Source organism: Spongiibacter tropicus DSM 19543, from assembly GCF_000420325.1.
GTDB classification, from domain to species: Bacteria; Pseudomonadota; Gammaproteobacteria; order Pseudomonadales; family Spongiibacteraceae; genus Spongiibacter; species Spongiibacter tropicus.
Map to the genome: position 1 here is coordinate 1,093,096 of NZ_ATUS01000001.1, position 12,586 is coordinate 1,105,681.

The 12,586-nt window shown below is 57.3% G+C and carries 15 protein-coding genes; 8 read left to right on the forward strand and 7 right to left on the reverse strand.

The features are described from left to right. Nucleotide 1 precedes the first annotated feature (1 nt). The 4 genes from G411_RS0105195 to G411_RS0105210 all read right to left on the reverse strand — a co-directional run bounded on the left by G411_RS0105195 (nt 2) and on the right by G411_RS0105210 (nt 4,122). Nucleotides 2-1,924: a PrkA family serine protein kinase gene (locus G411_RS0105195; protein ID WP_022958118.1), complete on the reverse strand. Its 1,923-nt coding sequence runs from the start codon at nt 1,922-1,924 to the stop codon at nt 2-4. 372 nt (nt 1,925-2,296) lie between these two features. Then, a complete protein-coding gene (locus G411_RS0105200; protein WP_022958119.1) occupies nt 2,297-3,001 on the reverse strand; it encodes an SDR family NAD(P)-dependent oxidoreductase in 705 nt (234 codons plus the stop codon). A 17-nt stretch (nt 3,002-3,018) separates the two neighbouring features. After that, complete coding sequence (locus G411_RS0105205; protein ID WP_022958120.1) at nt 3,019-3,516, reverse strand: 6-pyruvoyl trahydropterin synthase family protein; 498 nt, start codon at nt 3,514-3,516, stop codon at nt 3,019-3,021. Nucleotides 3,517-3,567: 51 nt separating this feature from the next. Next, a complete protein-coding gene (locus G411_RS0105210) occupies nt 3,568-4,122 on the reverse strand; it encodes a shikimate kinase (RefSeq protein WP_022958121.1) in 555 nt (184 codons plus the stop codon). Between the two features lie 154 nt (nt 4,123-4,276). Here G411_RS0105210 and pyrC point away from each other — a divergent pair, with 154 nt between their 5' ends. The 3 genes from pyrC (at nt 4,277) to G411_RS0105225 (ending at nt 6,629) form a co-directional block, all read left to right on the forward strand. Next, nucleotides 4,277-5,308, forward strand: a complete 1,032-nt coding sequence (gene pyrC / locus G411_RS0105215; RefSeq protein WP_022958122.1) for a dihydroorotase — start codon at nt 4,277-4,279, stop codon at nt 5,306-5,308. Nucleotides 5,309-5,310: 2 nt separating this feature from the next. Further along, entirely contained in the window at nt 5,311-5,943 is a 633-nt protein-coding gene (rnt, locus tag G411_RS0105220; protein WP_022958123.1) for a ribonuclease T, read from the forward strand. Nucleotides 5,944-6,044: 101 nt separating this feature from the next. Further along, nucleotides 6,045-6,629 (forward strand): superoxide dismutase, encoded by a 585-nt coding sequence (locus G411_RS0105225; RefSeq protein WP_022958124.1) that lies wholly within the window; start codon nt 6,045-6,047, stop codon nt 6,627-6,629. Between the two features lie 108 nt (nt 6,630-6,737). Here G411_RS0105225 and G411_RS0105230 read toward each other — a convergent pair whose 3' ends face one another. Further along, complete coding sequence (locus tag G411_RS0105230; RefSeq protein WP_022958125.1) at nt 6,738-7,643, reverse strand: LysR family transcriptional regulator; 906 nt, start codon at nt 7,641-7,643, stop codon at nt 6,738-6,740. Between the two features lie 198 nt (nt 7,644-7,841). Here G411_RS0105230 and G411_RS19430 point away from each other — a divergent pair, with 198 nt between their 5' ends. The 3 genes from G411_RS19430 (at nt 7,842) to G411_RS0105245 (ending at nt 10,203) form a co-directional block, all read left to right on the forward strand. After that, nucleotides 7,842-8,363: a (R)-mandelonitrile lyase gene (locus tag G411_RS19430; RefSeq protein WP_051151249.1), complete on the forward strand. Its 522-nt coding sequence runs from the start codon at nt 7,842-7,844 to the stop codon at nt 8,361-8,363. Then, entirely contained in the window at nt 8,360-9,112 is a 753-nt protein-coding gene (locus tag G411_RS0105240; RefSeq protein WP_084495295.1) for a carboxymuconolactone decarboxylase family protein, read from the forward strand. The genes G411_RS19430 and G411_RS0105240 overlap by 4 nt, the downstream gene beginning before the upstream one ends. An 86-nt stretch (nt 9,113-9,198) precedes the next feature. Then, entirely contained in the window at nt 9,199-10,203 is a 1,005-nt protein-coding gene (locus G411_RS0105245; protein ID WP_245542365.1) for an alpha/beta hydrolase, read from the forward strand. A gap of 72 nt (nt 10,204-10,275) precedes the next feature. Here the strand turns inward: G411_RS0105245 and G411_RS0105250 are convergent, their stop codons facing one another. Then, on the reverse strand, nt 10,276-10,878 hold the full coding sequence (locus G411_RS0105250; RefSeq protein ID WP_022958127.1) for a peroxiredoxin: 603 nt from the start codon (nt 10,876-10,878) through the stop codon (nt 10,276-10,278). Between the two features lie 259 nt (nt 10,879-11,137). Here G411_RS0105250 and G411_RS0105255 point away from each other — a divergent pair, with 259 nt between their 5' ends. Both G411_RS0105255 and bfr read left to right on the forward strand, forming a co-directional pair. Next, nucleotides 11,138-11,335 (forward strand): bacterioferritin-associated ferredoxin, encoded by a 198-nt coding sequence (locus G411_RS0105255; RefSeq protein ID WP_022958128.1) that lies wholly within the window; start codon nt 11,138-11,140, stop codon nt 11,333-11,335. A gap of 139 nt (nt 11,336-11,474) precedes the next feature. Next, the gene (gene bfr, locus G411_RS0105260; RefSeq protein ID WP_022958129.1) at nt 11,475-11,954 is read left to right on the forward strand and encodes a bacterioferritin; all 480 of its coding nucleotides are present in this window, start codon (nt 11,475-11,477) and stop codon (nt 11,952-11,954) included. A 39-nt stretch (nt 11,955-11,993) separates the two neighbouring features. On the opposite strand, the gene G411_RS0105265 is transcribed toward bfr, so the two are convergent. Next, nucleotides 11,994-12,458, reverse strand: coding sequence for a hotdog fold domain-containing protein (locus tag G411_RS0105265; protein WP_022958130.1), 465 nt, complete (start codon nt 12,456-12,458; stop codon nt 11,994-11,996). Nucleotides 12,459-12,586 lie beyond the last annotated feature (128 nt).

Below are 12,586 nucleotides of genomic sequence, written 5' to 3' on the forward strand. Positions count from 1 at the left end.
GTCAGCCCGCCTTGCGCACGCGCAGATACCACTCAGACAGCAGCCGCACCTGTTTCGGGGTGTAGCCTTTTTCCACCATACGCGTGACAAAGTTCTCGTGTTTCTTGCGATCTTCATCCGAGGCTTTGGCGTTGAAGGAAATCACTGGCAGCAGCTCTTCAGTGCTGGAGAACATTTTCTTCTCAATCACATCACGCAGCTTTTCGTAACTGGTCCAGTTGGGATTGCGGCCCTCGTTCTGCGCCCGCGCCCGCAGCACGAAGTTGACGATCTCGTTGCGGAAGTCCTTGGGGTTGGCGATACCGGCCGGCTTTTCGATTTTCTCCAGCTCGCCGTTCAGCGTCGCCCGGTCGAAAATCGCCCCGGTTTCCGGATCGCGGTAATCCTCGTCCTGAATCCAGTAGTCCGCAAAGGTGACGTAGCGATCGAAGATGTTCTGACCGTACTCGGAGTACGACTCCAGATACGCAGTCTGAATCTCCTTGCCCACGTATTCGGCGTAGCGCACCGCCAGCCAACCTTTAATGAATTCCAGATAGCGGCGCTGTACATCCTCCGGCAACTGCTCGCGCATGATGCGCTGCTCCAGCACATACATCAGATGCACCGGGTTGGCGGCGATTTCGGCATTGTCGTAGTTAAAGACCGCCGACAAGACCTTGAAGGCAAAGCGGGTAGAGATACCGTCCATGCCCTCATCCTGCCCCGCATAATCACGGTACTCCTGATAGGACTTGGCGGCCGGATCGGTGTCTTTCAGCGACTCGCCGTCGTACACCCGCATCTTCGAATAGATGCTGGAGTTCTCCGGCTCTTTCAGCCGCGACAGTACCGAGAACTGCGCCAGCATTTCCAGCGTACCCGGCGCACAGGGCGCCTCGGCCAGCGAACTGTGGCGCAGCAGTTTTTCGTAAATCTTGACCTCTTCCGACACCTGCAGGCAGTAGGGCACCTTGACGATGTACACCCGGTCGAGGAACGCCTCGTTGTGCTTGTTGTTGCGGAAGCTCTGCCATTCCGATTCGTTGGAGTGGGCCAGAATCACCCCCTGAAACGGAATCGCCGAGAAGCCTTCCGTGCCCTTGTAGTTCCCCTCCTGCGTCGCAGTCAGCAGCGGGTGCAACATTTTGATAGGCGCCTTGAACATCTCTACAAACTCCAGCAAACCCTGGTTAGCCAGACAGAGGCCACCGGAGTAGGAGTAGGCGTCAGGGTCGTCCTGGGCATAGGCTTCCAGTTTGCGAATATCGACCTTGCCCACCAGGGTGGAAATATCCTGGTTGTTCTCGTCACCGGGCTCGGTTTTGGTCACCGCCACCTGTTTGAGCACCGAGGGCTGAATACGCACGACTCGGAATTGAGTCAGGTCACCTTCGTATTCGTCCAGGCGCTTCAGCGCCCAGGGGGATGACAAGCCGGTGAGGTAGCGGCTGGGAATACCGTACTCTTCCTCAAGTTGCGGGCCGTCGCGCTGCGGGTCGAACAAGCCCAGCGGTGATTCATTGATCGGGGAACCCTTGAGCGCATAGATGGGGTAGGCCTCCATCAGTTTTTTCAGGCGCTCGGCAATCGACGATTTACCGCCGCCCACCGGCCCCAGCAGGTAGAGCACCTGCTTGCGCTCTTCCAGCCCCTGCGCGGCGTGTTTGAAATAGGCGACGATCTGGGAGATCACGTCTTCCATGCCGTAAAACTCGGCAAAGGCGGGATAACGGGGAATCAAACGGTTGGAAAAAATCCGTGACAACCGCGGGTCGCTGCGGGTATCGACCAACTCCGGCTCGCCGATGGCTGCGAGCATTCGCTCCGCAGGAGTTGCATACGCAAGCGGATCAGAGCGACAAAGATCGAGGTAGTCGAGCAACGACATTTCCTCTTCTTTGCCCTTCAGGTATTGCTCTCGGACGTTATCAAGTATGCCCATTCTTGCAATCTCCTTTTCTGCTGAAACGCCACGTTACTGACAGTCTGTACGCAGTAGGCGTGACGACAGTTTCATGTGTTTGCCACTTCACTCTACTCCCTTACGCAATTGCCATCTACTTTGATTCTGTGTTCCAGCAATTCGGATGACCGTAACGCAAACAAGTATGAGTACCCGGCAATACAGGTATAAAACACAGTGACAACCGCAGGGGCCTGCTCACCGTCCGTGGAAAGATTCTGCGCGGAGGAGGCCCGTCGCGAGGTGTGCAAAAAGGGTTTTGCAAGATGGGCGCCAACTGTAATACGGATATTCAACAGGCGCGGCGAAGAGCGAGGATAACCGCCCGGCGCGGGCGGCATAAGGCGACTGTCAGTGTTCGATTTGACCGAGGTTGGCGTGAATCACCGCGCCGCTGACCACCGGCGAGTGCGCACCAAAATGGAGCAGATCGGCAATTTCCGCCGGATCGATTAATCGCCCTGCCGACACATTGGCAGTAATCGCCGCGATGACGTCCGGGTCATTATTAATGTGTCCACGCAGCATATCGGTGTCGGTGAAGCCGGGACAGATACAGGCGCTGTGGATGCCGGTACCAGCCAGATCCTGCACGGTGGCGCGCATCAACCCGACCAGTCCGTGCTTGCTGGCAATATACGAGGCACAACCTTTCACCGCTTTTTCCGCCAGCGTGGAACCCACATACAAAATCGACGAGCCCGCCGCCATGTGGGGAATCAGCAATGCATTGAGCTGCTGTGGTGCAACCAGATTAATCTGCAGCACATCCCGAAAACTTTCGCCCTGCAGTGAGGCAACCGTGTCGCTGTCCTGACGGGCCGCATTGTGGATCAGCACTACCTGCTCCGCCGCTTTCGCTGCACTGACCAGGGTCTCTGCGCAGTCCGTCAGCCACGCCGGGGCTGACATATCCACAGAGCACTGCTCCGCGCCCGGCAAGGTAATGGGGCGCCGCGACAGGTTGATGACCCGATAGCCGTCGCGCAGAAAGCGCTCGGCAGTCGCACGGCCAATCCCCTGGCTGCCGCCCGTAATAATCAGTAATTTGCTCACATTCTCTCCCACTGTGTTCAGTCCCGTGTCCAGCTCGCGGAGCCCCACTGGCCCGGCCCCGAGGACACTTTCATCACCAGGCTGCTGATTTCATTGCCATCGATAAACGGCGCATCCTCCAACAGGCGCTCCAGCAGGTAGCGGGCGAACTCCTCAACGGTGGTATTTCGCAGGGGAAGCACCAAGGTATCGGCCTTGATAAACAGCATTTCCTCACCGTTGAAGTGTGCGCAATAGTAGTTGCCCTGCTCCGCAATCGTCAGATAGGGGGACTGCCCCGGCAACAGCACGTACTCATCCAGGGTTGCACAGAGCTTGCGCAGCCGCTTTTTTATCTCCACGTAGCTGAAACACATGCCGTCATCACCCACCTCGGCAGTCAGGTCGAGGCTGACACGAAAGTTGTGTCCGTGGAGACGCTCGCGATCGCTTGCAGAAAAAATGGTGAAGTGCGCTGCGGAAAACTTCAGGTCTTCCTTGGAAATCTCAATACAGGTGTGTCGTTTAATGGGCATTCGCCCCTCCCTTGTGCACGCTTTAGGCAGCGCGGCATTTATTATCGGCCTTTAATGATCACTCGCGGGCAAGCTCAGCGGTCGGTCACCATTATGCCAGTCACGCAGCGCACTCTGCAGCGAAGACAGCAGCGCCTCCTCGTCCAGCCCTGTCGCGTCAACGCGGATATCTGCCGCCCGCTCGTAGCGCGGATAGCGCTCGGCAAACAACTCGTCCAAGCCGGTGCCCGGCGGGCAAGCCACACCACGGGCAGCGAAATCCCCCAGGCGCGAACGCAGCGCGTCCAACGGCACATCAATGAAAATAATCACCCCGCTGCGACGCAGGGCCGCCATGACCGCGTCGCTGTATACGGCGCTGCCGCCGGTTGCGAGCACCGCAGCGTGAAAATCCTCACTCAGCAAGGCCTGCTCCTCAACCTCGCGCAGCCCCAAATACCCCTTCTCTGCCAGAATTTCCGACAATCGACGCCCCTGCTTTTGCTCGATCAGCGCATCACCATCGATAAAGCGCAACCCCAGCGCCGCCGCAAGGCGTCGCCCCACCGTGGACTTTCCACAAGCAGGCATACCGATCAGACTGACGGAACTGTATAGGCGGGACATCAGGGGAAACTCCTCGAATCAGCACATAGATTGCCACACGGGGAATCCGGCAAGCAAAAAGGTGGCCGGATTCGCCAGCATTCGGCCCGGCCCCGGCTTTTATCAGGCAGCGCAATCCTGTAGCATTTCGGCTCACATCACCACAGGCTAGGCCATGCAAACCCTGCACATTACCCGCCCCGACGACTGGCATATCCATCTGCGCGATGGCGATGCCCTGACCAGCACCGTAGACGATGCCAGCCGCTATTTTGGCCGCGCGATCGTGATGCCCAACCTGACGCCGCCCGTGCGCAACCTGGCTGAAGCCAGCGCCTATGAGCAGCGTATCCGCGCGGCCATACCCGCGGGCCGGGACTTCACCCCGCTCATGGTGTTATATCTGACTGATATGACCCGACCGGAAGATATTGCCGAGGCCAAAGCCTCCGGGCTGGTTTACGCGGCCAAACTCTACCCGGCCGGTGCCACAACCAATTCCGACGCTGGCGTTACTGATCTGGATGGCCTGTGGCCAGTGCTGGCCGAAATGGAAAAACAGGGACTGCCCCTGCTGTTGCACGGTGAAGTGACCGATGCCGACATCGATATCTTCGACCGCGAAGCGGTATTTATCGAGCGCCACCTGAAGCGACTGGTCCATAGCTTCCCCGGCCTGCGCATTGTGCTGGAACATATCACCACAGCCGATGCTGCCGCCTTTGTCAGCGAAGCACCAGCCAATGTCGGCGCAACCATTACCGCCCACCACCTGCTGTTCAATCGCAACGATATGCTGGTTGGCGGTATTCGTCCGCACTACTACTGCCTGCCCATTCTGAAGCGCAACCGCCATCAGCAGGCGCTGATTGACGCGGCGACATCGGGCAGCCCCAAGTTCTTCCTTGGCACCGATTCGGCGCCTCACGGGCGTCACCGCAAAGAAGCTGACTGCGGCTGTGCAGGCTGTTATACCGCCAATGCCGCCATCGAGATGTACGCAGAAGCCTTTGAAGATGCGAAGGCACTCGACAAGCTTGAAGCCTTTGCCAGCTTCCACGGCCCCGACTTTTACGGCCTGCCGCGCAACAGCGAAAAAATCACCCTGCAGCGAGAAGACTGGGTACTGCCGGAAAGCCTACCGCTGGGCAGCGATACCGTTAAGCCTCTGCGCGCGGGCGAAACCCTGCGCTGGAAAGTGGTTTAAGCATGCCGATAAATGAAGGTAAAAGCCTGATCGCCCAGCGCTTTCGCGGCTTCCTGCCGGTCGTTATCGACGTGGAAACCGGCGGTTTCAACAGCCGGACGGACGGCATTCTGGAAATCGCCGCCACCCTGCTGCGCATGGACGATGCCGGTAATCTCGAACCGGATGAAACACTGAGCTACAACGTTGAACCCTTTGAAGGCGCCAATCTGGAAACCGCGGCCCTTGAATTTACGGGTATCGACCCCTATAACCCCAATCGCGAGGCCCACAAGGAAGTCACCGCCATGGGCGAGCTGATGAAGAAAATCCGTCAGCAGGTGAAGGCCCACGGCTGTACGCGCGCCGTGCTGGTCGGGCACAATGCCCACTTCGACTTGGGCTTTGTACTGGCCGCCATTGAGCGCAGCGGCATCAAGCGCAATCCCTTTCACCCCTTTTCGGTGATGGATACGGCCAGCCTGGCGGGCCTGGCTTACGGCCACACGGTTTTGGCGAAAGCCTGCCAGCTGGCCGATATTGCCTTTGACAACAGCGCGGCACACAGCGCCGCGTACGATGCCGAGAAAACCGCAGAGCTGTTCTGCCAGATCGTCAATCGCTGGCAGGATATGGGCGGCTGGCGCTGGGACTGAACTCCACTCCCGGCAGCACTCAAAGAATACTGAGAGATAAAACCTGCAGCGGCAACGATTGCAGGAAATCAAAACCCACAAAACGTCAGGAGAGACCCACAATGGCTTTTGAATTACCCGCACTGCCTTATGAAAAGAATGCTCTGGAACCCCATATCTCTGCCGAGACACTGGACTTCCACCACGGCAAACACCACAACGCCTATGTCACCAAACTGAACGAGCTGACTGCCGGCACTGAAAACGAAGGCAAGTCTCTGGAAGACATCATCAAGAGCGCCAGCGGCGGTCTGTTTAACCAGGCGGCTCAAGTATGGAACCACACCTTCTACTGGAACAGCCTGAGCCCCAACGGCGGCGGCGCACCGACCGGTGATCTGGCGGCCGCTATCGACAGCGCATTCGGCTCCTTCGACGCCTTCAAAGAAGCCTTCAATGCCAAAGCGGTGGGCAACTTCGGTTCAGGTTGGACCTGGCTGGTAAAAAACAGCGACGGCAGCCTGGAAATCGTCAACACTGACGACGCCGACACCCCCATTGCTCGCGACGGCCAAACGCCGCTGTTCACCGCCGATGTGTGGGAGCACGCTTACTACATCGACTACCGCAACGCGCGTCCCAAGTACCTGGAAGCATTCTGGAACCTGGTGAACTGGGAATTTGCTGCCGCTAACTTCGCAGCGTAATTTCCCCAAGCGGCGCAAGCCACAAAAAAGCCCCGCCAATCGGTGGGGCTTTTTTTATGCGCAGGTTTTGTCAATCATTGCCGCTGACACAGGCCACCACGCTCATGACTATTCAGGGAGTTGCGCCGCCGCATGGCGCAAACGATCAATGACCAGCCGGAATGCAGAGCTGATATTGCGCCGCCCCGAGTAGCACAGATAAAAACCGTCGAAAGGCGGACACCAGTCAGCCAATACCCGTCGCAGCGCCCCGCTATCAATATCGTCCTTTACCTCCGCCTCGGTCACGAAGGCAATACCGTGACCCGCCTTGGCAGCTTCAATACAGATATCACTTTCACTGAAAATAAACGGACCCGACACCTTCTTCACCAGCGCCCCCCCGTCTTTCTCGAACTCCCAATCGTAGGTCGGGGCGTGGGCGTGAAACCTCAGCACCAGACAAGCGTGCTTATCCAGGTCGTCGGGATGCTGCGGCGTGCCGCGCTCCTGAAAATATGCCGGTGACGCGACCGCAGCCAGCCTCACCGGCGGCCCAAGCTTGATCGCCACCATGTCTGGGCTGACGAATTCCCGCAAGCGAACACCGGCATCAAACCGATCCTCCGCCAGATCGGTTAATCGGCTCTCCAGGTTAAGCTCTATCTGGATTTCCGGGTAATCGCGGACAATCGCCGACAGCGTTGGCCACAGAATCGTGCGCAGCGCCGGTTTGCTGGTCGCAATTCGCACCAGTCCTCGCGGCACGTCACCCAACAAACGGAGCTCCTCAATTCTCGCACTGATCATGCCCAACCCCGGGCGCAGGGCGGCGAGCAGCTTTTCTCCGGCATCGGTTGTGGAAACCCGTCTCGACGTGCGGTTTAACAGCTTGATGCCGACACTGCTCTCCAGCCGTCTCACTGCGTGACTGACCGCTGATTGGGACATGCCCAACTGGGCGGCAGCACGCGTGAAGCTCCGAAACTCCGCCACCGTCATAAACAAGGCCAGATCACTCAGCTCTTCACGCATTCAAGGTCTCCGCGGCAAAGACTCCGCCCTATTAATTAATAATAAACAACAATATCTTGTATATTTCCACTCTACATCGCCAATACCCCCCCATACATGCATTTCATGCATAGCTGCAATGAGCCAAACCCCATTGTTGTCACAGTTCTCTCGTCTTAACGTAACGGCACACTCGCTACGAAGAGAAAGGAGGACAGCATGAGCAGCGGCACTATCAAGAGAGCCCTATCCTGTCTGGCGGTACTCACTACCCCGATGACCATCGCCGACCCATCGTCGCACAGCGAACAAGTGATACGCCGCGCTGGGTCCCAGCCGTCATTCGACGGAGCCGAGCAGGTTTTCAGTGGCAAGGTACGCGTAGACCCGCTTTTCCCCAGCACCTCGGAAATCAACGCATCCGGTGCCTATGTCACTTTCGAACCCAGTGCTCGCTCAGCCTGGCACACGCACCCCAGTGGCCAACATATCATCGTCACAGAAGGTGTCGGCTTGACCCAGGAGTGGGGCAAACCGATTCAGGAAGTGCAGGTCGGCGACACGCTTTGGTGCCCACCGGGGATCAAGCACTGGCACGGCGCAGCACCCAACTCGCCAATGACGCACCTGGTCGTTACCGGAGAAGACGACGACGGCAAGAATGTGGTCTGGATGGAGAAGGTCAGTGATGCCCAATACGGCGCCTACGACAGCGACAAACGGAGCAAGTCATCGCTATGAGCACGCGCATCTTTTCCGGGCTGTTGTTCGTCCTCAGTCTGATCACCCTGACGCTTCCAGCGCAGGCCACTTCCCCCGATGCGGAGAGCAACGCGATGACGGCAACTCACGAACTTACCGCCCGGCAGCAGTCGCTGCTTCCCATCGCCGCCTACGCGGCCCAAGGCGACCTTAAGGCGCTGGAAACCGCTCTGCATGATGGGCTGGCCTCAGGGATAACCGTCAACGATGCCAAAGAAGTCCTGACCCAGCTCTATGCCTATGCCGGCTTCCCACGCAGCCTGAATGCCCTCGGCACACTGATGGCCGTTATTGAAGACCGCCGCAGCCGGGGCATTGACGATGAGATCGGTCTCCCACCCCAGAAGCCGATTCCCGAGGGAGCTGAACTGCTGGCAGCGGGCACGGCCAATCAGACCCGGCTTGTCGGCAACCCCGTCAAGGGGCCTCTGTTTGATTTCGCCCCGACCATTGGTGAATACCTGAAAACCCATCTTTTTGGCGACATATTCTCTCGCGACAACCTCAGTTGGGAAGACCGTGAACTGGCCACCATCGCCATGCTGGCGGCAATACCCGGCGCGGAACCGCAACTCGCCGCCCACCTCAATATCGCACTGAATACCCACCTGACGCCTGAGCATTTGCATCACGCGGGTACGGTCCTCGTGAAGCGCGTTGGTGGCGATACCGCCACCCGTGCCCAGCAGGCACTCGCGCAACTCAGCACACCGGAGACAAGACCATGACCGACTTACACGAACAACGGGACAACGACAGCCCTGATCAGGGGCGCAGAACACTCTTAAAGATAACCGGAGCAGGTATCGCCGCTATGAGTATGACATCTGGCACATCACAGGCATTTGCGCACACAGCACCAACACTGAGCAGTGAATGGGACAAGACCTTCCCCAAAAGCAACGATGTCGACCACCAGAAGGTTACGTTCACCAATCGCTATGGCATCACTCTGGCAGCGGACCTTTACCAACCCAAGAAAGCGGCAGACAAAATGCCGGCGCTTGCAGTGAGCGGCCCCTTTGGCGCCGTTAAAGAGCAGTCCTCGGGGCTGTACGCGCAAACGATGGCAGAGCGTGGTTTCGTGACACTGGCTTTCGACCCGTCCTACACGGGCGAGAGTGGCGGCACCCCGCGCCATGTGGCCTCTCCCGACATCAACACCGAGGACTTCAGCTCCGCGGTGGATTTTCTCGGACTGCTACCCCAGGTTGATCGCAATCGCCTAGGAATTATCGGCATCTGCGGCTGGGGAGGCATGGCACTGAACGCCGCCGCAGTCGACAAGCGCATCAAGGCCGTCGCCACCAGCACCATGTACGACATGACTCGGGTGATGTCCAAAGGCTACTACGACAGCACCACGCAAGAAGAACGCACAAAGACGCTCGAACAACTGAGCTTGCAGCGCTGGGCGGATGCTGAAAACGGAAAACCGGCCGTCGGCCCGGTTTCTCTGGAGCTTCAGGGCGGAGAACCCCAGTTCGTCGTGGAGTATGCGGCCTACTACAAGTCGAAAGAACGCGGCTTCCACCCCCGCGCCATCAACTCCAATGCCTCGTGGACGTTAACGAATCCGCTGTTCTTTATGAACATGCCATTGCTGTCATATATCGACGAGATTGCTCCACGGCCGACACTGCTTATCCACGGCGACAACGCCCATTCGCGTTACTTCAGCGAAACAGCCTATGAGCTGGCGGCCGAGCCCAAGGAGCTACTGATCATTGAAGACGCCAACCATACTGACCTCTACGATCAACTCGATAAAATTCCGTTCGACAAGCTGACGGCGTTTTTCCAAAAGCACCTGAGCTGATCCCCGTCAGCATTTTGCAGACACAAAAAACCCGGCACGAAGCCGGGTTTTTTGTGGAACACTGAAACTGACTTACAGTTTGTCAGAGTTCTCAGCCAGGTAAGCAGCAACACCTGTCGGTGACGCGTCCATACCTTTGTCGCCTTTGTTCCAGCCAGCCGGGCACACTTCGCCGTGCTCTTCGTGGAATTGCAGGGCCTCTACCAGACGCACCAGCTCGTCAACGTTACGGCCCAGCGGCAGGTCGTTGATCAGCTGTGAGCGAACCATGCCTTCTTTGTCGATCAGGAATGCGCCACGGAACGCAACACCACCTTCCGCTTCAACGTCGTAGGCACGGCAAATGTCGTGACGCACGTCGGCAGCCATGGTGTAAGTCACAGGACCGATACCACCATCTTTAATCGCGGTGTTACGCCATGCGTTGTGCGTGAACTGAGAGTCGATAGAAACCGAAATCACTTCCACACCCAGCTCACGGAATTTGTCCATGCGGTGGTCCAGAGCGATCAGCTCTGAGGGGCAGACAAAGGTGAAGTCCAGCGGGTAGAAGAACAGTACCGCGTATTTGCCCTTGGCTGCTTCGCTGAGGGTGAAAGAGTCAACGATTTCGCCGTTGCCCAGAACCGCTGCGCAAGTGAAGTCTGGAGCTGGTTTACCTACGAGTACACCCATGATGTTAACCTCCGGTTTTTTTAACTATGAATAAAGGTGCGAACGCACCCGATAAAAGGAGTAGACGGGCCATGATACACGCGCCCCCGGCCCAATCCCATTGAAAATTCCAATAGCCCCTATAGCAAAGCACTATGGAAGAATGACGAAAAAGTCACAAAGAGACAATTGACAAGCATTCTCATTTTCATTAATTTTAATACCCGTAGCACGCCCCACCGGACAGGCCGACTGGGAGCAACAGTAATGGGTGCATTAGATGTACGTTTGTCTCTGCAAAGGTATCACCGACTCACAGATTCGCGAGGCCATGGATAATGGCACGACCAGTTTTCGCGAGTTACGCCGTGAGCTGGATCTCGCCAGCCAGTGCGGCAAATGTGGATCGCTCGCCCGCAGTGTCTTCGATGCCCACCTGAGCAACTACGACGAATCCCTCTGCTACGCCGCCGCCTAGCGCGCCAAAGCAAGTGATAACGATTGGCTTTAAGTTTTCAATAAACTATAAAAATCAATAGCTTAGCTTGACTCCCCTGCCCTCCGCGTCCAGAATCCCTGTGTGTATTTCAATCACCCCGGAATAAAGGACTGCAGCGATGAAAGGCGACCCCCAGGTAATTGCCCATCTGAACAAAGCCCTCGGCAACGAGCTGGTGGCCATTAACCAGTATTTTCTGCATGCCCGCATGTATGAAGACTGGGGCCTGAAAGAGCTCGGCGAGCACGAGTACCACGAATCCATCGACGAAATGAAACACGCCGACAAACTGGTCAAGCGCATTCTGTTTCTCGAAGGCATCCCCAATCTTCAGGATCTTGGCAAACTGCTGATCGGTGAAAACACCAAGGAAATGCTGGAATGCGACCTCAGCCTTGAGCTGAAAGCCGTTCCCGACCTGAAAGACGGGATCAAGTATTGCGAGTCAGTCGCTGACTACATCAGCCGCGATCTGCTGCAAGATATTCTCGAGTCTGAGGAAGAGCATATCGACTGGCTGGAAACTCAGCTTGGCCTGATCGAAAAAGTCGGCATCCAGAATTACCAGCAATCGGTAATGGGTGAAGTGGGCGAGTAAACGCCTGCGTACCGGGCGGCGCATCGCCGCCCGTCTCTCTTACGCCGACTTCGCCGGCGACACGTACATGACAATTTCGGCTTCAAACACCGACTCACCGTCGCTGTTCTTCACATCAACAGTAACCGGCAGCTCCGCTTTCTTGCCAGGCTCAACCGTCGGCACCGTGGCATAGCCGCGCAACTCGCCTTTGGCGCGGGCTTTATACTTCACCGTCATACCGGAAGGAATCCAGCGCATCCCTTCAGGCATCGAAACCTCGCAGGCCAAGCCGCCAGCCACCTCGGCCAGATTACACAGCGCAATGGCATGCACACTGCCAAGGTGATTGTGCAGACCACGGCGCTCCTTAATGCGCACAATCGCAGCACCGACATCCAACTGCTCGAATTGCGGAGAGATGGTGGAGAAGTAAGGGGCTTTAAGACAGATCGCTCGAGAGAACAGGCGCTTCCCGCCAGGATACGCCGACAGCTTTCGCCAAAGTTTCAGTGTGGAATTCATCGCAGGCTCCAGAAACAAGAACCGCGACAGGCTAGCAGGGAGCGTGGCCGACGACATTGACCGCCAACGCGACAACACCTCGGCTTCTGGTCAATGTTCGCGATAGATCCAGCACAGACAAAAACGCC

Excerpts from the sequence above, each read along its gene's own strand:
- G411_RS0105195 (WP_022958118.1), bottom strand. The coding sequence starts at position 1,924 with ATGGGCATACTTGATAACGTCCGAGAGCAATACCTGAAGGGCAAAGAA.
- G411_RS0105205 (WP_022958120.1), bottom strand. The coding sequence starts at position 3,516 with ATGCCCATTAAACGACACACCTGTATTGAGATTTCCAAGGAAGACCTG.
- G411_RS0105210 (WP_022958121.1), bottom strand. The coding sequence starts at position 4,122 with ATGTCCCGCCTATACAGTTCCGTCAGTCTGATCGGTATGCCTGCTTGT.
- pyrC (WP_022958122.1), top strand. The coding sequence starts at position 4,277 with ATGCAAACCCTGCACATTACCCGCCCCGACGACTGGCATATCCATCTG.
- rnt (WP_022958123.1), top strand. The coding sequence starts at position 5,311 with ATGCCGATAAATGAAGGTAAAAGCCTGATCGCCCAGCGCTTTCGCGGC.
- G411_RS0105225 (WP_022958124.1), top strand. The coding sequence starts at position 6,045 with ATGGCTTTTGAATTACCCGCACTGCCTTATGAAAAGAATGCTCTGGAA.
- G411_RS0105230 (WP_022958125.1), bottom strand. The coding sequence starts at position 7,643 with ATGCGTGAAGAGCTGAGTGATCTGGCCTTGTTTATGACGGTGGCGGAG.
- G411_RS19430 (WP_051151249.1), top strand. The coding sequence starts at position 7,842 with ATGAGCAGCGGCACTATCAAGAGAGCCCTATCCTGTCTGGCGGTACTC.
- G411_RS0105240 (WP_084495295.1), top strand. The coding sequence starts at position 8,360 with ATGAGCACGCGCATCTTTTCCGGGCTGTTGTTCGTCCTCAGTCTGATC.
- G411_RS0105245 (WP_245542365.1), top strand. The coding sequence starts at position 9,199 with ATGAGTATGACATCTGGCACATCACAGGCATTTGCGCACACAGCACCA.
- G411_RS0105250 (WP_022958127.1), bottom strand. The coding sequence starts at position 10,878 with ATGGGTGTACTCGTAGGTAAACCAGCTCCAGACTTCACTTGCGCAGCG.
- G411_RS0105255 (WP_022958128.1), top strand. The coding sequence starts at position 11,138 with ATGTACGTTTGTCTCTGCAAAGGTATCACCGACTCACAGATTCGCGAG.
- bfr (WP_022958129.1), top strand. The coding sequence starts at position 11,475 with ATGAAAGGCGACCCCCAGGTAATTGCCCATCTGAACAAAGCCCTCGGC.
- G411_RS0105265 (WP_022958130.1), bottom strand. The coding sequence starts at position 12,458 with ATGAATTCCACACTGAAACTTTGGCGAAAGCTGTCGGCGTATCCTGGC.